This window comes from Meiothermus sp., from assembly GCF_037443965.1.
Classification (GTDB): Bacteria; Deinococcota; Deinococci; order Deinococcales; family Thermaceae; genus Meiothermus.
This window is the reverse complement of the sequence record NZ_JBBINI010000011.1, coordinates 51,883-75,893: the sequence shown is the minus strand read 5'-3', so window position 1 is coordinate 75,893 and position 24,011 is coordinate 51,883. Positions and strand designations below refer to the sequence as shown.

The window sequence follows — 24,011 nt, the reverse complement described above, 5'->3', positions numbered from 1 at the left end:
CTCCAAGAAGGCCAATTTGGGGTTTTTTGGGCTCGAAAGTTGGTCTGGTGGCCTGTATTGCTTTTTCGCTGGGGGAACCCTCTGCTAGAATGCTAAGGTTAGGAGTTGGGCGAATGAAGGTCTATGACGTGATTGTGGTGGGTGGGGGACATGCCGGCATCGAGGCCGCCTGGGCAGCAGCCCGACTGGGGGCGCGTGTGGGCCTGGTAACCTCCAACCCGGACCGGATCGGGCTTATGCCCTGCAATCCGGCGGTGGGCGGCCCCGGTAAAAGCCAGTTGGTTGCCGAAATTGAAGCGCTGGGCGGCCTGATGGGCAAACTATCTGATGCGACCGCAATCCATACCAGGGTGCTCAACCGCTCCAAAGGCCCTGCGGTGCAGAGCCTGCGGGTGCAGGTGGACCGGGATGGCTATGCCCTGGAAGCCCAGCGGATCCTGCTGTCTCATCCCAACATCGAGGGTGTTCGGGCCGAGGTGGCGGCGCTCTGGTTGGAGCAGGGTGAGTTGCGCGGGGTGGAGACGGTGGATGGGCGGAAAATCGGTGCCCAGGCGGTTGTGGTGGCTAGTGGTACCTTCTTGCAGGGGGTGGTCTGGTACGGGAGGCAGTCCAGGGCAGCGGGTCGGCAGGGCGAACCGCCCGCCCGCTTTCTCTCGGAGAGTTTGCGTGCGGTGGGGCACGACCTAAGGCGCTTCAAAACCGGCACACCACCGCGCATCCAGGCCGATTCAGTGGATTACACCCAACTGGAAGTGGTGCCCGCCGACGATCCCGCCGAGACTTTTTCGGGTACACCTGGCCCTCACGCCACGGCCCGGCCCACCTGGCAGACCCGCACCACCGAGGCCACCCACCGGCTGATCCAGGAAAACCTGCACCTCTCCCCCCTCTACGGCGGGGATATTGCAGGCGTGGGGCCGCGGTACTGCCCCTCCATCGAGGACAAGGTGGTGCGCTTCGCCGACAAGGACACGCATTTGTTGTTTGTCGAGCCCGATGGTCTGCACACCACCGAGCTGTATCTACAGGGCTTCAGTTCTTCCCTACCGCCCGAACTGCAGGTACGCATGGTGCAGACCTTACCGGGTTTTGAGAAGGCGGTCATCCAGCGCTATGCCTATGCGGTGGAATACGATGCGTTAAACCCCTTGGAACTCACGCCCGGCTTGCAATCCCGCAAGCTGGCCGGGTTGTTCACAGCCGGGCAACTCAACGGAACCTCGGGATATGAGGAGGCTGCTGCCCAGGGTCTGTTGGCAGGGTTGAACGCGGCCCGGTACGCGATGGGCCTAGCGGAAGTGTATCTACCGCGTGAGTCCGGTTATATCGGGGTGATGGTGGATGATCTGGTGCACCGGGGGGTGGATGAGCCCTACCGGATGATGACCTCGAGGGTGGAGTTGCGCCTGCTGTGCCGATCCGACAATGCCGATGAGCGGCTGGTTCCGCTGGCAGCCCAGTGGGGATTGCGCTCAGCCGATGATTTGAGGGCCACACAAGCCAAGTATGCACGGATTCAGAACGAACTCCACCGCCTGCAAAAAACCCGTGTGGAGGGGGTATCGGCTTTGCAGTTCCTCCGCCGCCCCGAGGCCAGCTATGCTGAGGTTTTGCAGCGGGTGGGGCAACCCGAACAGGGTCTGAGCAAGGAAGAGGCTTATCAGATAGAGGTGCGGGCCAAGTACGCAGGTTATATTGACCGGCAGGACAGGTTAAGGGACAGATTGAAGGAACTCGAGGCCTACCGGTTGCCCGAATCCATAGACTACACGAAAGTTCACAGCCTCTCCAAGGAAGCGGTGGAGAAACTCAGCCGGGTTCGCCCTCGGTCGGTGGCGGAGGCCTCGAGGGTTCCGGGAATCCGGGACTCGGACACCACCGCGCTGTTGGTGTACTTGACCAAGGTGCCGGTGTGATACCGTTTCCGCTTGAATCCTTCACCGTTGGACGCAGTCGGAGTGAAGGATTCAAGCCGACCGAGGGGAGTAGAAAAGCATTTCGGAAGTATCGTTTAGGCTTGTCAAAGTGAACGATACTACCGAAATGCGAATGATCCCGCGCTGGTGCTAGCGGTTCCCGCCCAAACCCATGTTTCACGTTTTACAATTGACTGCAAAATCACTTGGGAACGAGCTATTTCTGGAAATTTGCTATGAGAATGACCGGGGCAGGAAAACAACTCTTGCTGCAAGCAGCCGGCGAAATCGGTTTGAACCTCGAGCCACACCTCCCTCAGTTTGACCAGTTTTTTGATTTACTGACTGCCGCTAACGAGTCCATCAACCTGACGGCCATCCGGGACGAGGAAGGGATTGTGCTCAAACACTTTGTGGATTCCCTCACCTGCCTGACCTACCCAGGTTTCCAGGATGGAATGTCGATTGTTGATGTAGGAACCGGGGCGGGTTTCCCTGGTTTACCGCTGGCCCTGGTTCGTCCTGGGATTCGGTTTGACCTGCTGGATGCTACCAAAAAAAAGGTAGATTTCGTGGATTCCGTAATCCGAACCCTTAAACTACAGAACGTCAATGCGATCTGGGGCCGTTCAGAAGCGCTTTCCCACGAAATTGTAAAACGTGAAACATATGATGCAGCCCTGACCCGAGCGGTGGCTACTTTGCAGGTGGTGGCCGAGCTGACCCTGCCCTTGGTCAGGGTTGGGGGGTTCGTGTTGGTGCAGAAGGCGGGAGGTGTGGAAAGTGAGATCGAGCCCGCGCAGCCTGCGATAAAGAAGCTGGGAGGCCGTCTGGAGAGGGTCATTGGCCTCGAGCTGCCGATCATCAAGGACAAACGAAACCTCGTCGTTATCGAAAAAGTTGCCCCCACCCCCCCGCAGTACCCACGCAAGGCGGGGGTGCCGTCCAAAAATCCGTTATCCTAGGGGGAAGGTGAAACGCATTGGGATAGTGAACCAAAAAGGGGGGGTAGGGAAGACCACCACCGCGGTAAACCTTTCGGCCTACCTGGCCAAAGCGGGGCAAAGGGTGTTGCTGGTGGACCTCGACCCTCAGGTCAACGCTACCTCCGGGGTCGGGCAGACCGCTCAGGAAGAGAGCATCTACAGCGTTTTGGTGGGCTCGAGCGACTCACGGGCTGCTATTTTGAACGTGGCCAAAGGGCTGGACTTGTTGCCTTCAAGCCCCGATCTGGTGGGCGCTTCTGCCGAGTTAATCGAAAACCCCACCCGGCTGGCGGAGGTTTTAGGCCCGCTCGAGTCCAATTACGACGTAATCCTGCTCGACGCCCCGCCCAGCCTGGGCCCTATCACCCTCAACGTGCTGTCGGCCTCGGAAGGGTTGATCGTGCCGGTACAAGCCGAATACTATGCGCTGGAAGGTATCGCTGGTCTAATGGAAACCATTGACCAGGTGCGTACCAGCCTTAACCCAGCCCTGCGGCTGCTGGGGGTGCTGATTACCATGTACGACCCCCGCACCCTGCTCTCCCAGCAGGTGGAGGCCAACATCCGGAGCAACCTGGGGGAAAAGGTTTTCTGGACTGTAATTCCTCGTAATGTTCGGCTGGCTGAGGCGCCCAGCTATGGCCAGGACATAGGGCAGTATGCCCCTACCAGCAGCGGGGCCCACGCCTACCGTCGCTTAGCAGAGGAGGTGATGCGCCGTGTCAAAGAAGCCTAGCGGTCTTGGGAAAGGGCTGGAAGCCCTGCTGCCCAAAACCCCCGCGTCCCTGACCAAACTCCCCCTGGCCCTCATCAAACCCAATCCGGGCCAGCCCCGCCGCATCTTTGATCCGGTGGCGCTCGATGAATTGGCGGCCTCCATCAAAGAAAAAGGCTTACTGCAACCGCTTCTGGTGCGCCCCAAAGGCGATATGTACGAACTGGTAGCGGGGGAGCGGCGCTTCAAGGCTTCCCAGATGGCCGGCTTGCGCGAGGTGCCGGTGGTCATCAAGGACATCGGTGAGCGGGAGGCCCTCGAGATCGCCCTGATCGAAAACCTCCAGCGGGAAGACCTCAACCCCGTTGAGGAGGCCGAGGGTTACAAACGACTGGTGGACATGGGCATGACCCAGGAAGAGGTGGCCCGAGCGGTCGGAAAGGCCCGGGTGACTGTCACCAACGCCCTCCGCCTGCTGCAGCTAGGCCCTGAGGTTCTGCGGGCCTTAGAAGAGAATAAGATCAGTGCAGGACACGCCAGAGCCCTTCTGATGCTGCCCGAAGCCCGACGGAACTGGGGCTTGTCGGAGGTACTTTCTAGGCAACTGAGCGTTCGTGAGACCGAAAAGCTCAAAGAAAAGGCGGCCGCTTCGGGTGCTCGCTCCAGAGGGGAAGAGCCCTATGCCGACATTGCCCGTAACCTTTCCCGCCAACTGGGTACCAAAGTACGCTTTACCCAGCTCAGGAGGGGCAAGATCGAGATCAGCTACCACTCGGAAGAAGAGCTTACGGCCATCTTGCAAGCCATGGGCTACGAAGCCTGAACTACCGAAGCACGACCCGGATCGCACCCTCCAGATCGGTTCGGCGGATCTCCACACCGTGCTGCTGCAAGCGCTCGAGCACGGATCGGGTAGGGTGTCCGTACGGGTTGTTGCCCACCCCAATCAGGGCCATGCGGGGCTGAAAATTTTGTAGCAGTTGTGTACTGGTGCTGGTGTCTGAGCCGTGGTGTCCCACTTTGAGGATGTCCACTTTCTCCGCCTTCCAGAGGGCTTCGGAGGCAGTGGGCGCGTCGCCAGTGAACAGGGCTTTGCGCCCTCCATACTCCAGCACAAACACCAGGCTGCGGTCGTTGTCCTCGGTTTCGCTGCCCAGCGGCCCCAGGAAGCGCAGCCTGGCGCCGGCAATTTCCAGCTCGGTGCCAGCACGCGCCAGCAGCACCCGCACCTTTTGTCGGCGGGCTGCGCGGTGCAGGGCATCGTCCAGCTCGTCTCCTGGTACCCGTGGACCTGTTACCAGCGTCCCGACCAGAAAATTCTGCATCACCCACGGCAGCGCCTGAATGTGGTCGCCGTCGGGGTGGGTCGCGATGACCAGGTCGAGGTCATCCACCCCCAGGGCGCGCAACGCGCTTTCCAGTCTGGGGTAAGCCCAGTCGCGGCCGCCATCCACTAGAATCTCCACCCTACCGGGGAGCCGCACCAACGTGGCGTCGCCCTGCCCCACATCGAGCTGCCAGAGCTCAGCCCTCTGTGCGGTTTGCGGCAGCAGCGAAGCCAACATGGTGGTGGCAGAAAACACGCCAGCCGTCAACCAGCGCATGCGCCCATAGAGGGCGGCCAAAAGTGGCAGGATTCCCAGAAAATAAAGGGCAAAACCCACCGCGCTTATCTCACCCCAGCGCAGTTGCGGCCCCGCCGATAGCCATCCCACCAGTCCCAGTGTGAGCTGGCTGAGCCACTCCACCGGCCAGGCCAAAAACCCGCCCAGCAACAGCTTCATGAAGCCCAGCGGAACCAGCAGGTTCAGCATGGGCAGCACCAGCAGGTTGGAGACCGGGGAGACCAGGGGTAGCTGATGGAAGTGGTGGAGCAAGAGTGGAAGGATGAAAAGTTGCGCCGCAAAGGTTACGCTTACCGAGGCCCAGACCCAGTTTTTCCAACCCTCGAGCCTGGGGAGTTTGGGCAGCACCAAAGCCATTCCGAGCACCGCCAGATAGGAAAGCTGGGCCGAGAGGCTAAAGAGGGCGTGGGGTTCCAGCAGCAGGTGTATAAAAAGCGCGAGCGAGAGGGCGGGTAACACCACTACCTTGCCCTTGCCCAAAAACAACCCCAGCAGCACCAACCCACCCATGATGACCGCCCGCACCAGTGAGGGCTCGGGCCCTACCAGCAGCAAATACAGCAACAAGATTCCCAGGGTAACCAGGTAGCGCCAGTGCCCCAGCCGGTACAGCAACAACACAAAGAATCCGGCCAGAATGGCCACATTGAGCCCCGAGAGCGCCAGGGCGTGGGCCAGTCCTGCCCGCTGAAACTCGCCGTAGGTCTCGCCCAGATCGCGTCGTTCACCCAGGGTCATTGCAACTGCTAGAGCTGCTGCCGAAGGCGAAAGCCCGGCTACCAGCTGCTCTCGAAACCATTGCCGGGCATCGCCAGCGGGGGGTTCAAACCGCACCACCTGTCGAACCTGCAATACCGCTGTCACCCCCAGGCCGCGCAGCCAGGTTTGCTGGTCAAAACCCCCAGGGTTGCGCTGGCCCTGTGGTCGTAGCAAATGACCCTCGAGGACGTAGGTTCCCTCTTGTAGGCGGGGGAAGTAACGCACGTAGATGCGGCCTTGCGGGGTGTGCAGGAAGCCCTCCCGCAGCGTTCCTTCCAGCCGCACCCACTGACCGATCTGCGAAGCCCAGGGGTCTTTTATCACACCAAGGTGAAGCACAACCAAAAGGTAGGCTGCCAAACCTAACCAACGGGCACGCTGCGGGAGCCAAAGACCGCCCAGCAAACCCAGAAAAGCCAGGGGCGTAAGCTGGGTCAGGGCGCCCAGAAAAGCACCCAGGCCCAGGCCGTAAGGGATCATAAGGAGACCAAGGGCCGCAAACGCTCCAACAGTTTAGGGCCAATCCCCTTGACCCTATCCAGATCCTCGAGCGAACGGTAGGGACGGCCTTCGATGATGCGCTGGGCCAATGCAGGGCCAATTCCGGGCAGGCTTTCAATCTCCGCTTGACTGGCCGTGTTGAGGTTGACCCTGGCTACCTCGGGCGTAACCGGGCCGGGTTGTAAAACGGGAGAAACTGCACCGGATGGGGCCATCAGGCCCTGCGCACTGGGCGTTTGTACCTGGGTTGGGGCCAATTGAACCGTCAGTCGGGGCCATAAACTTGCCAATCCAAGCCCTAAAACAACTGCAATATAGGCCATGCTCAGCCAACGTTCCACAAGACTCCAATTTAGACACAAAACAATTCAATCTGAGGTTGTTTGACCGCCAGCTCCAAAAACATAGGCTCCCTGGTGCGGTTGCTACTGAAACCAGCATGGCATAGACCCAGGTGTTGCTGCTTGAAAGAGGTGCCTCGAGGGTCCAGCAAAACCAAGCGCGATGGACGGTTTTACGTCAGTAGGGCTCAGACAGCCGCCACTGGATCAGCGAGAGTGACAGGCCAATGGCGATGACCCCCAGCGGAACCCAAATATCTTCGGTAGTGCCCATATTGACGACCAGATAGCCCACCGTGACCACCGCCGTAATGAGGGCTGAAACCTTGAGCAACGCCGAGATGATGCGCTGGGTGGAACTAAGGGTTCTGGGGGCGGGGGCAACGGGTGCTACGGGCGGAACGGTGGCCTCGCTTTGTGAGGCGGGGGCTGAGGGGACGGGCGTCGGGAGGGGTTCGGCTACGGCAGGGGCGGCGGTGGGTTTGGGGGAGCCGTCATAGGCCCATATGGAATCACTGGGCTCATCGGGCAGGGTTTTGGGGGGTTCGGCGATGTGGATCTGCCCCGAGGAGGGTGCAGGAGGAGTGGCCGCTTGTTGCGGTGAGGCCATTTCCAGTGGGGTGGGGTTGGGGGGCTGGGCAATAGGTGCGCTGGGAGCCGCGGCGGGTTCCTCGAATTTGGGAAAGGGGGGGGCGGCAGGTGCTGCCGGCGGCTGTTCGACGGTCTTGGGGCGTTCGATGACCTGGGTGGGTTCAGATTTGGCTTTGAGCACGTGGCCCTTGAGCGACTCCAAAAAGAGCTTCAACTCGTCTTTTTGAAACGATACCGGGGCGATGGCCATTAGGGTGCCCTGTTCCCCCACCACGTCCACATTGCCGGTCTGTTTGTTGACTCCAATACGCTTGATATGAGAAAGACGCGCACTTTGCTCGGTGTTGTCATCCAGGTAAAACAGTTCTCGACTGGTCAGTGCAAGAAGACCTCCAGGGCCTTCCAGCCGAGCAATGATGTCGGCCTGGGTCAAGTTTGAAAGACGCACATCATATTTACCCATGATTATCAGTTTACAACATACGCAAGACAGTTGGCTTGCATCCATCACGTAAAATCGAGCGGGCGGGAGTATAATCCTGGCTCCCAGACGAGAATGGTACCTGGGTGACCAAAAAAACTCCGCACAGTAAGGAGAAACCGGATGATATTTTCGACACCACTTCTGTTGGGTCACCGGGGTGCTCCCCACCAAGCCAGGGAAAACACCCTCGAGTCCTTTCGCAGGACCCTCGAGGCCGGCCTGGATGGCCTCGAGCTCGACCTGCACCGTACCCGCGACGGGGTGCTGGTGATTTACCACGACTTCGAACTGGAAGGGCGACCCATTGCTGAGATGGACTGGTCGGCCTTGCAGCAACAAGCCCCCTGGATGCCACGCCTCGAGCAGGTCTTTGCGCTGGCCGAAGAATTCCCCCAAGCCCGGCTCAACCTCGAGCTCAAAAGCCAGCCGGGCGCTTCCGATGGGCGCGAAGTCTTGTTGGCACAGATGCTCCAGAGCTGGTCGGGCCGCGAGCGGGCCTGGATCAGCAGCTTCGACCCGCTGGCCCTGATTCGCTTGCACCGGCTGAAGGTGGGGGTGCCGCTGGCCTTGCTCTATTCCGAGGTTGAAATGGAAGAACTGGCACCCTGTGTACCGGTGCAGGGGGTACATCCCCACTTTGCTCTCCTAAGCAAGGCCAAGGTGGCTCAACTCAAGGCCCGGGGATTGTTTGTGGTTGCCTGGACGGTCAACCAGGCTCCGGTGGTGCGTGAACTGCTGGAGTGGGGTGTGGACGGCGTTATTGGCGACTTACCCGACCAGCTTCTGGTGGGCCGTCGTTAAAATTCACAAGCCCTGGCGGTATCCTGCGCTACCCTGAAGCTATGCAAGGAATGCGTCTCAAACTCATTGCCGCCGCCGACCCGGACATGTTTCAAGACCGGCTCAACCGCTTTATCGAAAGCCTGCCGGAGGAAGCGCTGATTGTGGATATTAAATTCTCCACTGCCATCAGTGGATCGCAGACCACATACGCGGCCCTGGTGCAGTACAAAGCTGTAGAGGAATGGATGGAGTAGAAGTTCCACCGTTGTTTCTTTTACGGAATCAACCCTCGGTTCCCAGCCCTGCAACCGAATTGGTGGCCTATTTACAGCCCCAGCCACGCAGCTTTCAGCAGGTGCGCGAAATGGGAATTTCGCTGGCTTCAGCGCTGGAGGGGCTCGAGCCCCTCCCCCTCCGCGCTGGCCTGCAAGTCCACGGCCAGACCCTGCGCTGGATAGGGGAGAGCGACCTTCAGACTTTCTGGACTGCCCTGCAAAACGACCAGTTGGAGACCGCCTGGCGCTTGTATGGACTCTTGTTGCCGGGTTTTGGCAGTGCCTTGCCACGCTTTATGGACTGGCTCGAGGCCGAGCGCCGACGGATGCTGGCCGGACTGCTGGATGTGTCGCTAACCCACACGAAGCAAGCCTACCAATTGGCAGAAGACGAGCTTTCCAGCCCCACCGATAAAACCAGAGCCCTGGCTGCTTGTCTGCTGCAAGCCGAGTTCTTTCTTCGCCAGAGCCGGGGCAAGGAAGCCGTCTTGGTTCTAGGCAAGGCTTTGGGCTTGCAAGAATATCTGGGTCATACCATTTCCGCTTGAATCCTTCACCGTTGGACGGAGTCAGAGGTGAAGGATTCAAGCCGACCGAAGGGAGTAGAAAAGCATTTCGGTAGTATCGTTTAGGCTTGCCGAAGTGAACGATACTGCCGAAATGCGTATCAAAGGTTCTCGGGCCTCTCGCTGGCCTTGTTGGCCGAAGCCCATGCCGACTGGGGTCGTCCGCGAAAAGCCGAAGAGACCGCCCGCAAAGCCCTCGAGCGCAGCCCCGACCCCTACACCCAAAGCCGCGCTCACTTTGCACTGTACAAAGCTCTGCGGAACCCCAACGACCTGCAAGCGGCCCGCCACGAAGCCCGACAAACAGACTTCCAATACTGGATAGCCTACCTGAGCCAGCAAGCGTAGGACGAAAGGCAGTTTTCAAATGAACTGCAAGGCAGGTGGCCTGGAAAACCGCCCTAGGCAATTTGCAGTGCCTGTTCGATTCGCTCGAGCACCAGCGGGATGTCCTCGTCGCGCAGGTCGCGGTGGGTGACAAAGCGCACCCGGTTGGCAGCCATCGGATTAATCAGTACCCCCAGCTCGCGCAGACGCGAGGCAAAGCTGGGGGCCTGCGGAATTTGCACATACACCATATTGGTCTGTACCGCTTGCAGGTCTATGTTTAGATGCAGCCGCAGCATTCCCTCGGCTAAGGCCCGGGCCATCTGGTGGTCTCGAGCCAGTTGCTTGGGGCCTTCGGTCAAGGCAATGATGCCCGCCGCAGCCAATATCCCTGCTTGCCGCATACCTCCACCCAGCAGCTTGCGGTAGCGCCAGGCTTCGGCGCGGTAGCCCTGGGGCATGAGCAATATGGAACCTACCGGAGCCCCCAATCCCTTGGACAAACAGATCGAAACGGTACGGAAGCCTTTAGCAAGCTCGATGGGAGTGGTTTTTAGGGCCGTGACCGCATTGAAAAAACGTGCGCCGTCCAGATGGATGGGTAATTGGGCTTCTTGCGCGACCTGCTGGATGGCCCGTTGGGCTTCCAGTGGAACTACCGTTCCGCCCGCGTAGTTATGGGTATTCTCCAAGGAGATCAGGCCAGTAGGAGCTTGGTGCACCGAGGTGTGGATGGCGGCCCGCACGGCCTCGGGTTCGGGTATACCGTAGGGGGCTTCCACCAGCCGGATGGTTCCGCCCGAGAGCACCGCCAGCGAGCCCGGCTCGTACTCGTAGATGTGGGCCCCTTTGGGGGCGATGACCTCCTGCCCGCGTTTCAGGTGCAGCATCAGGGCGACCTGGTTGGTCATGCTACCCGAAGGCAAAAACAGCCCAGCCTCAAAGCCCAGCATCTCGGCGGCCAAGGCCTCGAGGCGGTTCACGGTGGGGTCTTCACCGTACACGTCGTCGCCGACCTCGGCCTCGGCCATGGCCTTGCGCATGGCCGGGGTGGGCTGGGTTACGGTGTCGGAGCGGAGGTCAATGGTGCGCATAGGCCCTATACTACTGCTGAAAGCGGGGTTGTTATGGAACACCAGTCCTATGCCTATGGCAAGAACCACTGGGCTTTGGAGCCCGACCTCCCCAGCCTGTTGAACCGCTACTGGAAGGGCTGGACGGCGCACCAGTCCGAGCTCGAGCGCTTCGGGGCTTTGGCCGGGGGTGCGGCCTACCGCATCGCCGACCACGTGGACAAAGAGGCCCGCCCGGTGCTGGTGATGCACGACCTGAACGGCCAGCGCGTTGACCGGGTGCGGCTATCCCCGGCCCAGGAGGCCCTTAACCGCGAACTCGCCGCCATGAACCGGGCCCCGTACCTGGGGGGAAGCTGGCACCAGCATTTCGCCCTGGGCTACCTGCTGGCCGACCCCGGCCTCTACTGCATCCAGACCATCACCAACGCCACCCTCTACGCCATCCACAAATACGCCCCCCAGTTTGCCCGCTGGAAAGAGGAACTCCTGGCGGGCCGGGCTTTTGGCGCGACCTGGATGACCGAGGTGCAGGGCGGCTCCGACCTGGGGGCCAACCAGGTGCGGGCGGTGCCCGAGGGGGCGGTCTGGCGGCTGTGGGGCGACAAATACTTCTCTAGCGGTGCGGGTTTGACCGATTATGCGATTGTCTCAGCCCGGCCCGAGGGCGCGCCGGCAGGGCCCAAGGGCATCGCGCTGTTTTTGGTGCCGCGGCTGGACAGCCAGGGCCGGCTCAACTACCGGGTGCGCCGCTTGAAGGACAAGCTCGCCACCCGCGCGGTGCCCTCGGGCGAGGTGGAGTTTGCAGGGGCCGAGGCCCACCTGATCGGGCGGGCCGAGGAGGGCATCTACTACATCCTGGAGACCCTCACCCTCTCGCGCCTGGCCAACGCCTGTGGGGCCATGGGGCTGGCCCGAAAGGCCCAGCTCGAGGCCCTCTTCCGGGTGCAGGCGCGCCGGGCCTTCGGCAAAAAACTAGAAGAGCATCCCCTGATCCGCCGCGACCTGACCGACCTGGCGGTGCGCATCGCCGGCGGCCTGGCCCTGACCTTCCGCGCGGTGGCGGCCTGGGACGAGGCCTGGCAGGAGACGCCCCCCTACAGCCCCCGCTACCACTACGCGAGGCTGCTGGCCCACCTGGCCAAGGCCCGCACCGCCGAGCACGGTACCTACTGCACTCAGCTGGGCATGGAACTCTTCGGTGGGGTGGGCTTCGTGGAGGACTTCGCCATCGCCCGCCTGGCCCGCGAGGCCCTGATCACCCCCATCTGGGAAGGCCCTGCCAACGTGCAGGCCCTCGATACCCTCGAGGTGCTCTTCCGCAAAGGCGCTGCCCAGCCCTTCCTGGCCGAGTTTGGCACCAAGCTCGAGGCGATAGAAAGCGAGGAGGCCCGGCTGGCCCTGGCCCGCCTGCGCCATACCTTGGATGACCTACAAACCCTGTCTCCCGAAGAAGCCCAGTGGCACGCCAAAGAAGCCCTGCGCACCCTGGCCGACGCGGCCACTGTGGCCCTGCTCTACGAGCTGGGCAGCGAGCGCCACGCCAAGCTGGCCGCGCTCTATGCACGGCGGTTTTTGGCTCAGGAAGAGTACCCCGCCTGGGCTATGCGGGACGAAGCGGTGTGGCAGGTCGGTTTGGAGCCTACGCCAACCGCTTGAGGATTCAGTCCAGGGCCTCGAGCCGCACCGGGTTGGAGTGGAAGGTGGAACCCTCGCCCATGTCGGTCAGGTGTTCACCGGTGAGCCAGTTGATGCCCTTGCCGTCCGGCGCAGGCCGCTCCCACCAGGTGCCCTCCAGTACCACCGTGCCCCGGATGGGGGCCTCGCTCACCCGCACCCACCGTACCACCGACCCGTGCTGGGAACGCACCCGCATCCGCGCGCCGTCCACCGCACCAAAAGCCCGCGCGTCCTCGGGGTGTACCAGCAGGGTGGGCTCACCCCCTTCGCCCTGCACCAGGCGCTCGATATGCCCGTAGGTGCTGTTCAGGAAGTGCTTGGCGGGGGGCGTCAGCAAGATGAGCGGAAACGCCGGGGTGGGCTCGGTCAGAATCACCCGCGGTGAGGGATCGAACTGCACCTTGCCCGAAGGGGTGTCGGCCCGCTCGGTGAAGGGCTGGAAGCCGCGGGGAATGTTGAGCCGCAGGAAGCCCTCGGTCTTGAGGCGCTCCAAAGTGATGCCCTGTAGCCAGGGGTGGTCGGTGTCTAGAAGCGAGCGGGCCAGGGTCTCGGCGTCCCAGTAGAGGGTGGGCTCCTCCAGGCCCAGCCGCCGGCCCAGCTCGGCGAAAACCCAGGTGTTGGGCCGGGCCTCACCCTGGAGTGGCATCACCGCCTCGTTCCAGGAGAGGTAGTAGTGGCCGTAGGCGGTGTAGAGATCGGGGTGCTCCAAGAAGGTGGTGGCGGGCAGCACATAGTCGGCGTAGCGGGTGGTCTCGGTGAGGGCCTGCTCGAGCACCACCGTAAACAGATCCTCGCGTTGCAGTCCCTGCTGCACCAGATCGGAGCGCGGGGCCACCACCGCGGGGTTGGAATTGAAGACGAACAGGGCCCGGATGGGTGGTTCTAGGGCGGTGAGGGCGCTGCCGATCTGGGTCATGTTGACCTGCCGCGGGGGGGTGGGCCGGGCGGCCAGCAGGTGGGCGCCCCCCAGGTAGCGACGGTTGAGGGCAAAGGCCCCCGAGGTGGTGAGCAAGGCCCCACCCCCCGGGTACTGCCAGGCCCCGGTGATGGCCGGTAGCAGAATCACCGCCCGCAGGGCGCTGGCCCCGCCGGGGTGGCGGGTCAGGCCGTAGCTGGTGCGGATCAGGCTGGCCTTGGCCTGGGCGAACTCGAGGGCCAGCCGTTCCACCGTTTCGGCAGCCACCCCGGTAACAGACTCCACCCTCTGCGGTGTCCATTCTTCCGCCGCCTGCATAAAGGCCTCGAAGCCGGTGGTCATGCGGGCGATGTAGGCCCTGTCGTGCAGCCCGGCTTTCACGATGGCTCGAGCCATCCCATAGGCCAGGGCCGCATCACTGCCGGGGCGAACCTTGATGTGCTCATCGGCAAAGCGGCTGGTCAGGTTTTCATAGGGGTCAATGTGCACGATACGGGCCCCGTTCTGACGGGCTTTTTTCAAAAACGGGGTCAGGTGGGTGTTGGTGTGCAGGCTATTGATACCCCACAGCAGAATAAACCTGGCCTGGGGGACATCTTCGGGGTCTACCCCATAGCGGTCGCCGTAGCTCCTCACCCAGGCTTCCCGACCCGCCGTCGCGCAGATGGTGGTCTGAAGCTCGCTGGCCCCAAGGGCCCGGAAAAAGGTAAGGGGATGCTCGTACTGCATAAGCCCCATGGTGCCGGCGTAGTGGTAGGGCAGAATGGCCTCGGGGCCATGCGCCCCGATCACCTCGCGCAAACGCCCGGCAATCTCGTCCAGCGCGGTTTCCCAGCTCACCCGCTCAAACCGCCCCTCGCCCTTTTTGCCCACCCGTCCCAGCGGATAGAGCGGGCGCAGGGGGTGGTGGTTGCGCTCAGGGTAGCGGTAGGTCTTAACGCAGGCGAAGCCCTGGGTGATGGGGTGGTGGGGGTCGCCCTCAATTTTGAGCAGGGTGTTGCTTTCCTCGTCAATGCTGGCAATCAGCGAGCAGGCATCGGGACAGTCCAGCGGGCAGGTGACGCGGGCTTTGCGGAAGGTCATAGAAACCATGCTAAAAACCAAGGTGTACCCGTGTCCAGCCAGCACTTACAATGCGGGCCATGATACGCATTTCGGCAGTATCGTTCACTTCGGCAAGCCTAAACGATACTACCGAAATGCTTTTCTACTCCCTTCGGTCGGCTTGAATCCTTCACCTCTGACTCCGTCCAACGGTGAAGGATTCAAGCGGAAATGGTATGAGACCGGTTCGCTGGCTGCAACTGGCCACCGGGCTTTTGTTGCTGCCCTGGGTGCTGGCCGGAGCAATTGTTCTGGGAACCCAGGCAGGATCGGCGGCCGGTGGTCTGGTAACGCTGCTGGCGCTGGGGCTGGGCCTGCTCTTGCCGGTTGCACTGGGTCTGGGGGCGCTGCTGGGCTTGCTGGCCCTAATCTGGGCGGCTCGCAGCGGGACGCTTCTGCAAGTGTGGGGATGGCTCTGGGGTTTTCTTCTGGCACTGGGGGCCTTTGTTCTGGGCTTGGGATGGCTTACGAATGGGATTCGGTTGCCCTGAGAGCCGATGAACACAGGCTTTTTGGGTAGAATGCGCTTCGATGCAAGGCCGCCGCTGGCTGATTTATGCCACCCTGCTCCTCTGGCTCCCCCTGGTCATGGCGGGGGGTTCCTGGCTGCTCTCCCGCGGCGTGGCGGCCCCGCTTTTCATGGCCTACCTGAGCCTGTTTTGCCTGGTGGTTTCGCTGGGGCTGTTCTGGGTGGGGGTTGTGCAACTGCTGCGCCGGCGGCTGCGGGTGGCCGACTTGCTCTGGCTGGGGTTGTATGGGGCGGGGGCCTTGCTCTACACCCAACTCACCAATGCCCTGAGACCTTAGGGGCTCCACAGCACGTCCAGGGGTCGCTGGAGCAGGTACTTCAGTCCAGAGGGGCCTGGGTCAGGGCTTGCTCGAGTAGCTCCAGAAGCCCCAGTTCCCGGGCCCAACGGCGTAGATAGTCCAGGTCGAGTGTCTTCTGCACGCGCAGGATACCCAGGATGTCGCCCCACTGCCGCTCGGAGCTGCGCCCTCCCAGTTCGTACCAGCGCAGCTTATGCAGCAGGATATCCTCGGCAGTGCTGAAGGCCACACTGTAGGGCTTTGGCTCTTCCAGCATGATTCGGTGCTCGCGGGCGAAGGCGCTCTGCTCGAAGGGGGTCGGATTAAGAATGAAGATGTCTACTTTGATGGCCGTGGCTAGGTGCAAAAGGTTGAAGCTCGACCGACGCTGGATGGCTTTCAAAGCGTGCGCTTGGTCAAAGTAGAAGTCCTGGCTCAGCAGGTGGGCCAAGGGAGCGACGTGGTGAGGCATCAAGTCGGCCACGATGTCAATGTCCAGGGTCGCTCGCGGCACACCCAGGGCAGAGCTAGCAACCGAGCCACTCACCCGGTAGGGCACTCCTACCTGCTCAAGGGCGGTGGCGACCTTCCTTAGAACCTCGAGGGTCTCGTGCACGAAATCAACCCCTGGGCCATCTTGGAACCATAGTGAAGCCGCACCCACTCGACTTTGGCGCTCTGGGCGTCGCCTAGTTGCTGCTCGAGGTTACTGCGCGAGAGCCCTATAACCAGTGCCGACATCGAGGCCATAAGCTGCAGGCGACGGGCTGGGCTGCTCTGCCGCAGCAGATCGAGCTGCAACCTAGCTACCTGGGGATGGGTATCCGAAGGGTCGTCCATTGATTTAGTTTATAGCGCTTCTTGAAGGTACGATGCGCTGTACACCGAGAACTGCCCAGTGCGGCCAATCCGCTGTACCGAAGCGCTTGAAGTACGCTTGACTGCGAAGCAAACTACTGCCTCCCCAGCCCCCAGTGCCACACGATTTGTGCAGCGGATTCCTGGGGCGTAAGCCGACTGGTGTCTAAGCGCAGGCTTTCCACAAAGGGAATGGCCTCCAGGGCCCCTTGCTCGTCGAGCATCTGCAATAGCCGCTCGGGGCGCGAGAGCTTCTTCAGGGTTTTGCGCTCGGGGCTCTTCACCCGCTCCAAAAGCACTTCACGCGGGGCTTCCAGCTTCACAAACATTGGCTCGATGCCGTACTGTTGGCATACTTCCAGCACCTGCCGGATAAATTCGTCGCTGCTGGGTGGGGTGTAGACGAAGGTGAATATAAGACCCTCGAGGCCCATCTCGGCCATTTGTCGAAAGGTAAAAAGTCGTAGGGCACGGAGGAGCCTTACGTAATTGGGACTGCTCCACTCGAAGAGTTTAGCGGCATAGTCTATGGAAAGGTGGTTGTCGAAGACAGGGTAGCCGGTGAGCTCGGCAAGGGCCCTGCCGACGGTCAGTTTGCCCACTGCGGCGGGGCCATACAAAAAGAGCAGCTTCATGGGGTTTCCTCCATATAGGCTACGATGGCCTGGGCGGCCTGGGCAGGGCTTAGCGCATCGGTGTCTATTTGCAGGCTATCGGCAAAAGGTACCGCTGCAAAGAGATCGTATTCTTGTAGAAGACGCTCCAAAACCTGTACATTCTTGAGCTTTTTGAACTGGCGGCGCGATTCTTCCTCGACGCGCTCGAGCAGCGTCTCGGGTTTGCAGCGCAACTGCACAAACACGCACTGCCCGCCGCGGGCCTCGACAAAGGCCTGGATCTCCTGTACATAGGCATCGTCTTTCTGCGCGGCGTAAACAAAGGTTGAGATGAGGGAGATGTCTTCTCGTAGGGCTAGTTCTAAGCTTTGAAAGCGTATCTTGCTGACCAGCTCGCCAAATTGAGGGGTTCCCCAAGCGAACACCGCTTCGGCAAGGTCGTTGAGGAGGTGGTTGTGCAGCACCTTGTAGCCGGTAAGGCTGGCCAGGGCCAGGGCTACGGTGAGTTTGCCTACGGCAGGCGGGCCATAGAGAAAGACCAGTTTCATGGCGGCAGCATATCGCAGTGCGGCCACCTCCTGACCCTATCGTGCGGTTTCTTCGACAGGAGCATCTATACCAGACAGTCCGGTCGCGATGGATAAGAGGTAGGCCCACCTCTAACGCAGGGCTCTAGAGGCCAAAAAGACGCCCAGTAGACATACCCCCAGCGCAACCTCGAGGCCCCACAGGGGGCTTTGCCCGATGAAAGGTGGATACACCAGACCCGCTACCGTACCGCCCAGATAAAAAGCCGCAATATAGGTTCCACTCACCCCACTGCCGCCCCGCCCCGAAACCCCACCGGTAACGGCTTGGGCGGTAAAGATGCCGGCCATCATGGCCACAAAACCCACCAAGATGAAGAACGGTTGGTTGGGAATTTGAATCAACAACCCCAGCACCACCACCCCAAAAGCCAGCCGGAAAGCCCCTACTTCGCCCCATTTTTTGACCAGCATACCTGCTAAAGCGCTGCCGGGAATGCCGGCCAGATAGGCGAAGAAGATGCCCCCAATCTGCCCCTGCGTCAAACCCAGGGCTTCCAGGCGATAGGGCAACAGGTTGGCCACGAAAAAATTGATAAACAAGAGGGCGAAGCCCAGCGCATACAGGGGCCAGGCCGAGAGGGTGTAGCGCGGGGCCGGTAGGGTCAGGTGTTCCTTCTCCCGCAAGACGAAAAGGGCGATGGCTGCCACCGGAAAGGCCAGCAGGACGATTGCCCAGCGTTCGCCAAACCACTCGGCAAAAAGCCCCCCCAGCCCCCGTCCCAGGCCTCCCCCCAGCACGTTACCTGCCACCCAAAACCCCGCCATCTGCGCGTGTTTACTGGGGTATAGCCTGGGTAGCAGGGCCAGCGAAAGCCCCGGAACCGCTGCCGCAAAGGCCCCTTGCAGTGTGCGGCAGAGCGTCCAGATTTCCAGACTGGGCGCAAGCCCAGCCAGTATCCCAAACAAACCCACGCCCAGAAGCCCACCGCCGATGACGGTTCCCACCGGCAGGCGGATGCGCGGCACCAGCGGCGAGAGCAGCACCAGTACCAGAAAGGGCAGACTGATGCCCAAGTGAGTGCTGCCGGGGGCGGTTCCAAAGAGGCGCTCCAACCCAGGTAGCATAGGCACCACCGAATATAGTGCCACGTAAATCAAAACACCCGATGGAATCAAGGCCCAGGCCACATGAGAAGCATATCGTGATTTGCCCTGCGCATTTCGACCGCAAGATTTGCATAGCGTTCCAAGATAAATACGGCTACGCTTTAGGCATGAGCACCAACAGCCTTTATCACACCGAAGCAGAACGCTGGAAAGCTTGGCAAGAGCGTGACCCTGCTGCAATCGGTACTTTTTTCGTTGCGATCAAAAGCACCGGCATCTACTGCCGGGTAGGTTGCCCTGCGCGCGGGCCCAAGCGGGAGAATGTGCGTTTTTTTGATACGGCACAAGCGGCCGAGTCTGCGGGCTATCGGGCTTGTTTGCGCTGTAAACCCAAGGAAATCCCTCACCACGTCGCCGTCGTACAACGGGTCAAAGCCCTGCTGGAACAAGGCGAAAAAGCCCCTACCCTTGAGGAACTGGGCAAGGCGGTGGATTTGAGCCCTTTTCACCTGCAACGCCTTTTTAAGCAAGAGACCGGTCTTTCGCCCAAGCAGTATGCCGATGCTTTGCGCCTGGGCAGATTCAAGGAGCAGGTACGCACGAAAGGCAGCGTGACCGAGGCTCTTTACGAGGCCGGATATGGCTCTTCCAGTAGCCTTTACCGCCAGTCCAACGCCAGGTTGGGCATGAGTCCCAGGGTTTACCGCCGCGGCGGCAGGGGGATGAAAATCCGCTATGCCTTTGCCGATAGCCCGGTGGGGAAGCTGATCCTGGGTGTAACCGAAAAGGGCATCTGCTCGCTCCTGGTCGGGGATGACGAAGCCGCATTGGAGGCCACACTGCGCGAGGAGTTCGCCGAAGCCGAGTTTGAGCCAGGAACCCTCGCTGAGTATGTAGAGCCCGTACTGGATTATCTGACCCGGCAAACCTCGCTCGAGGCCCCCCTCGACTTGCGCGGCACCGCCTTTCAGCTCAAAGTCTGGCAAGCCCTGCGCCAAATTCCTGCCGGTCAAACCCGCACCTATGGTGAACTGGCCCGCATCATCGGCGACCCCAAAGCGGTGCGGGCGGTTGCTGCGGCTTGTGGGGCCAACCCCATCTCACTCATCGTTCCCTGTCACCGGGTGGTGGGTCGGGATGGCAAACTGACCGGCTACCGCTGGGGCGTAGAGCGCAAGAAAAAACTATTGGAACAGGAAAAAATACAGTATTTAGCTATGCCCGGATGACCCCTGTTCATGTAACGCCGTCCTGGGGGGGTTACGCCTATTTTAGCCAGACCATCTCTTGCAGCTTACCTAGACTAGACCCATGTTGCGCCCGTCCGAGCAACTCTGGCCCTGGCTGCGCCGTCTGTATTGGAACACGGCCCTGTTCGTGGGGATATCCCTGGCCCTTCCCCAGCTCTGGATAGGTGCATGGGCCGCCCAGGTAGTGGCTGTGTCTTATCTAATGGCCAGTTTGGTGGCATTTCCGCTATCCCGCCTCTACCCTAAGACCGCCCTGGTTGCGCATTTGCTGGCCGCACTGGGCATCTTGATCTGGGCCAGCCATCAGCCCTGGGGGGCTATTGTGCCGGGGTGGGATCGGGAAATGGTGCTCTATGTCGGCGCCAGCCTGGCCACGCTGGGCCTGACGGTTTTGGGCATGTTTGGGGGGCTGTGGGTGATGATGGCCGCGTTGGTGCTGATGGCGGTAGGGATGCCGCACCCCCAGTCGGCGCTGTACTGGATGGTGTGGCCCGGTTGGTTGATGGGGGGTTTGGTTGGGCTGGCACTTTTCAAAGGGGTTCACCGGCTCGAGGCCGCCCAGCAAGAACTGGCCAAAGTGGCGCTGCGGGATCGCCAGACCGGCCTCTCGACCCACCTGGCCCTCGAGGCCGACTACGAGCGCTACCAGGCCCTGGCCAGCCGGAGCGACCAGCCGCTATTGTTGTCTTACTGGGTTTTGCGAACATCCCCACGTAGCCAGGCCCACCAAGCCCAGCTTTTGCAGAACCTGGCCCAGGTTATGCGCGAAGCGATCCGGCAGGGCGATGGAATGTACCGCCTGGAGGAAAGCCAGTTCTGTGGGTTGCACATCGGGTTGGTCAGTGGCGACGAACTCGCCGAGCGACTGAGCCGGCGTTTTACCCAGGCGCAGTTGGTCTGGGTGGTGTGCAACGGCCTGACGCTGGAGGAGGCCCTGGCCCAAACCCAGCGGCTCTTGTACCAGGCCCCTTCATCCGAACACGCCCTGTCTACCGTACCCAAAGCGTAATCGGGTGGTCGCTGCCAGGTCTGGTTTGGCAGTAACCTGAGTGGGATGCAGGTCTTGAAGGTTGCCCTGCCCCTGCCGGTTGAGCCGATGTCGTATCTGCCCCCCCATGCCCAAAAGCAAGGGGACGCGCTGGGCTACCGGGTGGTGGTGCCCTGGCGGGGCGAGTTGCGGGTGGGGCTGGTGGTGGGCAGCGAAGAGGGCCCGCACAAGAGCTTCGCCCTGCGGGAAGCCGTTGCCTACCTGGATGCCAGACCGTGGCTGCGCCCGGCCGAGGTTGAATTTCTGGCCACGGCGGCCCGCGATAGCTTTTGTGCCGTAGGCACCCTGTTGGACGATCTAATACCCTTCCTCGAGCCCCCCCTGCTGCACCGCGTGCGACTGCTGCCGGAAGCCGATCCGGCGGTGCTGCCCAAGGGCCTGGAGGCCCTGGCCGAAGATTGGCAGGATGCCAAGGGCTTTGATCCTAAGCTGCTGGATTTTCTGCGCGAGGCGGGGATTTTGCAGGAAGAAGTGAAGGAGCAGCGAAGCGTGCGCGAGGCTCTGGTGGTGTTGCGGGAGCCATCGGAGAAGCTGAGCGAGAAAGCCAGGGCGGCCTGGTACGCCCTGGGCGACCTGCGCCAGGTGGAAAGTATGGCGGCGCTGGCGCGGGCCGCCGGAGTAGGGGTGGGGGTGGTGAAGGGGCTGGTGGATAAGGGCTACATCGGCTTCGTAGAGATAGATGCGGTGCCCGAAACAGCGGTAACGCGCAAGCTCGAGCCCCTGGAACTGCCCACCCTCCCCGCACGGCTCGAGGGCGGGAGGCTCTTGGATCGCATTCGGGCCCTGGCTACACTGGCACAAAAAGAATCGGTGCTGGTACTCTTTCCCGAGGTCTCGCTGCTCAAAAGGTTCCAGCCCTTTTTTCCCCAAGCCCTGGTTTTTCATGGCGAGATGAAGGCGGAGGAGCGTCGCAAGGTCTGGGAAGGGGTAGGGGAGCGGGCGCAGGACAGCATCTCGGTGCTCTGTACCTACCAGGGCTTGCTGTTGCCGGTGGAGGTAAAGCGCCTGGTGGTGGTGGAGGAGGCCTCGGAAGCCTACAAACTGCCGGCGGGCTCGAGAGCCTTTGTGCCCCGCCTGGCCCGGCTTAGGGCCCGGCAGTTGGGCCTCCCGCTCTCCTACTGGTCGGGGGTCAACAGCGCCGAGGTGTGGGCCGAGACGGCGCTGGATCTGCCCACCCCCACCCCCCGTCTGCACCTGCTGGATATGCGGCAAGAACGGGGCTGGCCCCTGAGCGGCGCGGCCCTGGCGCTCTTGCAACAGACCCTGGAGAAAAACCGTCAGGCCATCGTGCTGTCGGCCCGGCGGGGCTACAGTGCGGTGTTGCGTTGCAAGCGGTGCGATTGGAAGGCCATGTGTCCCAACTGCGCCCTGCCCCTGCGCTACCACAAAAGCGGGCGGTTCGGCCTGATGCAGTGCCACCAGTGCGGTCACGAACAGAAAGCCCCCGACCTGTGCCCAAACTGCCAGTCGGATGTGTTCGACCCCAGGGGGCCTGGGGTGGAGTGGCTTCTGGAGGCCCTGGCCCAGCACCTCCCGACACTACCGCGCTACCGCTACACCGCCGACGCCAAAGACGACCTGCGGCCACTGCTCTCGGGCGAACCCGGCGTACTGGTGGGCACCACCGCCATTTTGCGGGGGCCAGTCTTGCCCGAGCTGGCCCTGGTGCTCCTGCCCTATGCCGATGGGTTCATACTGGAGTCGGATTTCCGGGCTGCCGAGCGCTACCACCGGCTGCTGTGGCAGTTGGCCGATCTGCACCCGCGCCGCCGTCCCTTGCTGGTGTTGCAAACCTTTGAGCCGGGCCATGCGGCGCACCGGGCGTTACAGGCCGCTGACCCCCAGGGTTTTATGGAGTTTGAGCTGGCCCTGCGCCACACCCTGGGCTACCCACCGGCCACCCGGATGGTCAAGCTCGAGGTCTCCCACCCCAAGGAACCCGTGGCCCGCGACGCCATCTACCAGCTTGCCGAAGCCCTCAAACCCAAGGCCCAGTCCGGCGAACTGCTGGGCCCGGCGCCCGCGCCGGTGGCCCGCCTGCGGGGCCAGTATGTGTTTCACCTGTTGCTCAAAAGTTCAGAGCCGCGTTTGCAAGCCCTGATGGAAAACCTGCCGCCGGTGCGCGGCGCCCGGCTGCGCCTCGACCCCGACCCGCAGAGCTTCGTGGGGCTCTTGGAGGACTAAAGTGTTATAGCCCTTTTCCTTTTGGGAGGGGGGTCGGGGTGAGCAAGCGGCCACCCATCCTTTGAGGCACTCCCTTCTCCTGGCCGCTTTTCTAACCGGAGTAGGATTGACGCATGGGTTTTACCATCCGCCCCTACCAGCCAGCCGATCTACCCGAACTTTACCGCATCTGTCTGCTCACCGGCGACAGCGGGGCCGATGCCAGCGGCCTGTACCGAGACCCCGAGCTGTTGGGCCATTTCTATGCGGCACCCTACGCGATTCGAGAGCCAGACCTGACCTTCGTCCTGACCGATGTGCAAGGGGTGTGCGGCTATGTGCTGGGCTGCCGCGACTCGTACGATTTCGCGGCCTGGATGGAAAACGAATGGCTGCCCCCGCTACGGCAAAAGTACCCCCTGCCGCCGGAGGGCGACACCTCGAGGGATGCAGCCATGATCCGTCTGATTCACAAGGGCTATATTCCCTCACGCTGGGCCCGTGCCTACCCGGCTCACCTACACATAGACCTTCTACCCAGAGCACAGGGCCAGGGGCTGGGTCGCAAGCTGATGAATACCTTTCTGGAGCGCTTGTGCGAATTCAAAGTTCGGGGCGTGCACCTGGGGGTGGGTCGGCGCAATGTGGGCGCAGTGGCCTTTTATCGGCGCGTTGGCTTCGAGCTTCTGGAGGAATTTCCCTGGGGCTTCGAGTACGGCCTGAAGCTGGAGGGCTAGCGGTTCTGACGGAGTTCGTACAGCACCCGGTTCTTCACTGCATCGGCCATCAGGGCCACGCCCGAATTTAACACCACCAGCCCAAAGGTTCCCAGCCAGAACCAGGGCTCACCCTGCGATTTGAGGTAACTGGCGTGATCGGTCAGGGAGATACCTGCTCCAATCAGGGTCAGGCCCAGGGGGGCAAAGAGTTGCCATTTACGAAAAGGGGTCATGGGAAAATTCTAGGGGTGGGTCGAGTTTCGCCCCTAC

General features: G+C 61.7%; 26 protein-coding genes. 15 read left to right on the top strand and 11 right to left on the bottom strand.

Annotation, left to right across the window (positions count from 1 at the left end):
- The first annotated feature begins 113 nt into the window (after positions 1-113).
- The 4 genes from mnmG to WKI89_RS08070 all read left to right on the top strand — a co-directional run bounded on the left by mnmG (position 114) and on the right by WKI89_RS08070 (position 4,440).
- A complete protein-coding gene (gene mnmG, locus WKI89_RS08085; protein WP_337868668.1) occupies positions 114-1,916 on the top strand; it encodes a tRNA uridine-5-carboxymethylaminomethyl(34) synthesis enzyme MnmG in 1,803 nt (600 codons plus the stop codon).
- Positions 1,917-2,152: 236 nt separating this feature from the next.
- Positions 2,153-2,881, top strand: a complete 729-nt coding sequence (gene rsmG / locus WKI89_RS08080) for a 16S rRNA (guanine(527)-N(7))-methyltransferase RsmG (protein ID WP_337868667.1) — start codon at positions 2,153-2,155, stop codon at positions 2,879-2,881.
- Positions 2,882-2,888: 7 nt separating this feature from the next.
- Positions 2,889-3,638 (top strand): ParA family protein, encoded by a 750-nt coding sequence (locus WKI89_RS08075; protein WP_337868666.1) that lies wholly within the window; start codon positions 2,889-2,891, stop codon positions 3,636-3,638.
- Positions 3,622-4,440: a ParB/RepB/Spo0J family partition protein gene (locus WKI89_RS08070; RefSeq protein WP_337868665.1), complete on the top strand. Its 819-nt coding sequence runs from the start codon at positions 3,622-3,624 to the stop codon at positions 4,438-4,440. The genes WKI89_RS08075 and WKI89_RS08070 overlap by 17 nt, the downstream gene beginning before the upstream one ends.
- Before the next feature lies 1 nt (position 4,441).
- Here WKI89_RS08070 and WKI89_RS08065 read toward each other — a convergent pair whose 3' ends face one another.
- The 3 genes from WKI89_RS08065 to WKI89_RS08055 all read right to left on the bottom strand — a co-directional run bounded on the left by WKI89_RS08065 (position 4,442) and on the right by WKI89_RS08055 (position 7,897).
- Positions 4,442-6,481, bottom strand: a complete 2,040-nt coding sequence (locus WKI89_RS08065) for a DNA internalization-related competence protein ComEC/Rec2 (RefSeq protein ID WP_337868664.1) — start codon at positions 6,479-6,481, stop codon at positions 4,442-4,444.
- A complete protein-coding gene (locus WKI89_RS08060) occupies positions 6,478-6,843 on the bottom strand; it encodes a ComEA family DNA-binding protein (protein ID WP_337868663.1) in 366 nt (121 codons plus the stop codon). Before WKI89_RS08060 ends, WKI89_RS08065 begins: the two co-directional genes overlap by 4 nt.
- Before the next feature lie 178 nt (positions 6,844-7,021).
- Positions 7,022-7,897 (bottom strand): hypothetical protein, encoded by an 876-nt coding sequence (locus WKI89_RS08055; RefSeq protein ID WP_337868662.1) that lies wholly within the window; start codon positions 7,895-7,897, stop codon positions 7,022-7,024.
- A 141-nt stretch (positions 7,898-8,038) separates the two neighbouring features.
- Between WKI89_RS08055 and WKI89_RS08050 the strand changes: the two genes are divergently transcribed.
- From WKI89_RS08050 to WKI89_RS08035, 4 genes are all read left to right on the top strand, one after another.
- Complete coding sequence (locus WKI89_RS08050; protein WP_337868661.1) at positions 8,039-8,719, top strand: glycerophosphodiester phosphodiesterase; 681 nt, start codon at positions 8,039-8,041, stop codon at positions 8,717-8,719.
- 41 nt (positions 8,720-8,760) lie between these two features.
- The gene (locus WKI89_RS08045; RefSeq protein ID WP_337868660.1) at positions 8,761-8,955 is read left to right on the top strand and encodes a hypothetical protein; all 195 of its coding nucleotides are present in this window, start codon (positions 8,761-8,763) and stop codon (positions 8,953-8,955) included.
- Positions 8,943-9,524 carry a hypothetical protein gene (locus tag WKI89_RS08040; RefSeq protein ID WP_337868659.1) on the top strand — a complete coding sequence of 194 codons (582 nt, stop codon included), beginning with the start codon at positions 8,943-8,945 and terminating at the stop codon, positions 9,522-9,524. Before WKI89_RS08045 ends, WKI89_RS08040 begins: the two co-directional genes overlap by 13 nt.
- Before the next feature lie 150 nt (positions 9,525-9,674).
- Complete coding sequence (locus WKI89_RS08035; RefSeq protein WP_337868658.1) at positions 9,675-9,890, top strand: hypothetical protein; 216 nt, start codon at positions 9,675-9,677, stop codon at positions 9,888-9,890.
- A gap of 53 nt (positions 9,891-9,943) precedes the next feature.
- On the opposite strand, the gene WKI89_RS08030 is transcribed toward WKI89_RS08035, so the two are convergent.
- Positions 9,944-10,963 (bottom strand): GntG family PLP-dependent aldolase, encoded by a 1,020-nt coding sequence (locus tag WKI89_RS08030; RefSeq protein ID WP_337868657.1) that lies wholly within the window; start codon positions 10,961-10,963, stop codon positions 9,944-9,946.
- 33 nt (positions 10,964-10,996) lie between these two features.
- On the opposite strand from WKI89_RS08030, the gene WKI89_RS08025 reads away from it, so the two are divergent.
- Positions 10,997-12,601 carry an acyl-CoA dehydrogenase family protein gene (locus tag WKI89_RS08025; RefSeq protein WP_337868656.1) on the top strand — a complete coding sequence of 535 codons (1,605 nt, stop codon included), beginning with the start codon at positions 10,997-10,999 and terminating at the stop codon, positions 12,599-12,601.
- Positions 12,602-12,605: 4 nt separating this feature from the next.
- On the opposite strand, the gene WKI89_RS08020 is transcribed toward WKI89_RS08025, so the two are convergent.
- Positions 12,606-14,621, bottom strand: coding sequence for a molybdopterin oxidoreductase family protein (locus WKI89_RS08020; protein ID WP_337868655.1), 2,016 nt, complete (start codon positions 14,619-14,621; stop codon positions 12,606-12,608).
- A gap of 197 nt (positions 14,622-14,818) precedes the next feature.
- Between WKI89_RS08020 and WKI89_RS08015 the strand changes: the two genes are divergently transcribed.
- Positions 14,819-15,133: a hypothetical protein gene (locus tag WKI89_RS08015; protein ID WP_337868654.1), complete on the top strand. Its 315-nt coding sequence runs from the start codon at positions 14,819-14,821 to the stop codon at positions 15,131-15,133.
- A 40-nt stretch (positions 15,134-15,173) separates the two neighbouring features.
- Entirely contained in the window at positions 15,174-15,449 is a 276-nt protein-coding gene (locus WKI89_RS08010; RefSeq protein ID WP_337868653.1) for a hypothetical protein, read from the top strand.
- Positions 15,450-15,489: 40 nt separating this feature from the next.
- Here the strand turns inward: WKI89_RS08010 and WKI89_RS08005 are convergent, their stop codons facing one another.
- The 5 genes from WKI89_RS08005 to WKI89_RS07985 all read right to left on the bottom strand — a co-directional run bounded on the left by WKI89_RS08005 (position 15,490) and on the right by WKI89_RS07985 (position 18,642).
- Positions 15,490-16,065, bottom strand: coding sequence for a hypothetical protein (locus WKI89_RS08005; RefSeq protein ID WP_337868652.1), 576 nt, complete (start codon positions 16,063-16,065; stop codon positions 15,490-15,492).
- Positions 16,041-16,289, bottom strand: coding sequence for a hypothetical protein (locus WKI89_RS08000; protein ID WP_337868651.1), 249 nt, complete (start codon positions 16,287-16,289; stop codon positions 16,041-16,043). Before WKI89_RS08000 ends, WKI89_RS08005 begins: the two co-directional genes overlap by 25 nt.
- A 113-nt stretch (positions 16,290-16,402) precedes the next feature.
- The gene (locus WKI89_RS07995; RefSeq protein ID WP_337868650.1) at positions 16,403-16,942 is read right to left on the bottom strand and encodes a hypothetical protein; all 540 of its coding nucleotides are present in this window, start codon (positions 16,940-16,942) and stop codon (positions 16,403-16,405) included.
- Positions 16,939-17,472: an AAA family ATPase gene (locus WKI89_RS07990; RefSeq protein WP_337868649.1), complete on the bottom strand. Its 534-nt coding sequence runs from the start codon at positions 17,470-17,472 to the stop codon at positions 16,939-16,941. The genes WKI89_RS07995 and WKI89_RS07990 overlap by 4 nt, the downstream gene beginning before the upstream one ends.
- 111 nt (positions 17,473-17,583) lie before the next feature.
- Positions 17,584-18,642: an MFS transporter gene (locus WKI89_RS07985; protein WP_337868648.1), complete on the bottom strand. Its 1,059-nt coding sequence runs from the start codon at positions 18,640-18,642 to the stop codon at positions 17,584-17,586.
- 86 nt (positions 18,643-18,728) lie between these two features.
- Here WKI89_RS07985 and ada point away from each other — a divergent pair, with 86 nt between their 5' ends.
- The 4 genes from ada (at position 18,729) to WKI89_RS07965 (ending at position 23,759) form a co-directional block, all read left to right on the top strand.
- Positions 18,729-19,790: a bifunctional DNA-binding transcriptional regulator/O6-methylguanine-DNA methyltransferase Ada gene (gene ada / locus WKI89_RS07980; RefSeq protein WP_337868647.1), complete on the top strand. Its 1,062-nt coding sequence runs from the start codon at positions 18,729-18,731 to the stop codon at positions 19,788-19,790.
- Positions 19,791-19,872: 82 nt separating this feature from the next.
- Positions 19,873-20,820, top strand: a complete 948-nt coding sequence (locus tag WKI89_RS07975; RefSeq protein ID WP_337868646.1) for a diguanylate cyclase — start codon at positions 19,873-19,875, stop codon at positions 20,818-20,820.
- Between the two features lie 45 nt (positions 20,821-20,865).
- On the top strand, positions 20,866-23,043 hold the full coding sequence (gene priA, locus WKI89_RS07970; protein ID WP_337868645.1) for a primosomal protein N': 2,178 nt from the start codon (positions 20,866-20,868) through the stop codon (positions 23,041-23,043).
- 113 nt (positions 23,044-23,156) lie between these two features.
- The gene (locus tag WKI89_RS07965) at positions 23,157-23,759 is read left to right on the top strand and encodes a GNAT family N-acetyltransferase (protein ID WP_337868644.1); all 603 of its coding nucleotides are present in this window, start codon (positions 23,157-23,159) and stop codon (positions 23,757-23,759) included.
- Here the strand turns inward: WKI89_RS07965 and WKI89_RS07960 are convergent.
- A complete protein-coding gene (locus WKI89_RS07960) occupies positions 23,756-23,974 on the bottom strand; it encodes a hypothetical protein (protein ID WP_337868643.1) in 219 nt (72 codons plus the stop codon). The genes WKI89_RS07965 and WKI89_RS07960 overlap by 4 nt on opposite strands.
- Positions 23,975-24,011: the final 37 nt, after the last annotated feature.

What these genes read in the sequence shown, in the direction of transcription:
- WKI89_RS08065 (WP_337868664.1), bottom strand. Translation starts at nt 6,481, where the DNA reads ATGATCCCTTACGGCCTGGGCCTGGGTGCTTTTCTGGGCGCCCTGACC.
- WKI89_RS08025 (WP_337868656.1), top strand. Translation starts at nt 10,997, where the DNA reads ATGGAACACCAGTCCTATGCCTATGGCAAGAACCACTGGGCTTTGGAG.
- WKI89_RS07975 (WP_337868646.1), top strand. Translation starts at nt 19,873, where the DNA reads ATGTTGCGCCCGTCCGAGCAACTCTGGCCCTGGCTGCGCCGTCTGTAT.
- WKI89_RS08020 (WP_337868655.1), bottom strand. Translation starts at nt 14,621, where the DNA reads ATGACCTTCCGCAAAGCCCGCGTCACCTGCCCGCTGGACTGTCCCGAT.
- WKI89_RS07960 (WP_337868643.1), bottom strand. Translation starts at nt 23,974, where the DNA reads ATGACCCCTTTTCGTAAATGGCAACTCTTTGCCCCCCTGGGCCTGACC.
- WKI89_RS08055 (WP_337868662.1), bottom strand. Translation starts at nt 7,897, where the DNA reads ATGGGTAAATATGATGTGCGTCTTTCAAACTTGACCCAGGCCGACATC.
- WKI89_RS08045 (WP_337868660.1), top strand. Translation starts at nt 8,761, where the DNA reads ATGCAAGGAATGCGTCTCAAACTCATTGCCGCCGCCGACCCGGACATG.
- ada (WP_337868647.1), top strand. Translation starts at nt 18,729, where the DNA reads ATGAGCACCAACAGCCTTTATCACACCGAAGCAGAACGCTGGAAAGCT.
- priA (WP_337868645.1), top strand. Translation starts at nt 20,866, where the DNA reads ATGCAGGTCTTGAAGGTTGCCCTGCCCCTGCCGGTTGAGCCGATGTCG.
- WKI89_RS08010 (WP_337868653.1), top strand. Translation starts at nt 15,174, where the DNA reads ATGCAAGGCCGCCGCTGGCTGATTTATGCCACCCTGCTCCTCTGGCTC.
- WKI89_RS08015 (WP_337868654.1), top strand. Translation starts at nt 14,819, where the DNA reads ATGAGACCGGTTCGCTGGCTGCAACTGGCCACCGGGCTTTTGTTGCTG.
- WKI89_RS08000 (WP_337868651.1), bottom strand. Translation starts at nt 16,289, where the DNA reads ATGGACGACCCTTCGGATACCCATCCCCAGGTAGCTAGGTTGCAGCTC.
- WKI89_RS07965 (WP_337868644.1), top strand. Translation starts at nt 23,157, where the DNA reads ATGGGTTTTACCATCCGCCCCTACCAGCCAGCCGATCTACCCGAACTT.
- WKI89_RS08030 (WP_337868657.1), bottom strand. Translation starts at nt 10,963, where the DNA reads ATGCGCACCATTGACCTCCGCTCCGACACCGTAACCCAGCCCACCCCG.
- WKI89_RS08040 (WP_337868659.1), top strand. Translation starts at nt 8,943, where the DNA reads ATGGATGGAGTAGAAGTTCCACCGTTGTTTCTTTTACGGAATCAACCC.
- WKI89_RS08050 (WP_337868661.1), top strand. Translation starts at nt 8,039, where the DNA reads ATGATATTTTCGACACCACTTCTGTTGGGTCACCGGGGTGCTCCCCAC.
- rsmG (WP_337868667.1), top strand. Translation starts at nt 2,153, where the DNA reads ATGAGAATGACCGGGGCAGGAAAACAACTCTTGCTGCAAGCAGCCGGC.
- mnmG (WP_337868668.1), top strand. Translation starts at nt 114, where the DNA reads ATGAAGGTCTATGACGTGATTGTGGTGGGTGGGGGACATGCCGGCATC.
- WKI89_RS07995 (WP_337868650.1), bottom strand. Translation starts at nt 16,942, where the DNA reads ATGAAGCTGCTCTTTTTGTATGGCCCCGCCGCAGTGGGCAAACTGACC.
- WKI89_RS07990 (WP_337868649.1), bottom strand. Translation starts at nt 17,472, where the DNA reads ATGAAACTGGTCTTTCTCTATGGCCCGCCTGCCGTAGGCAAACTCACC.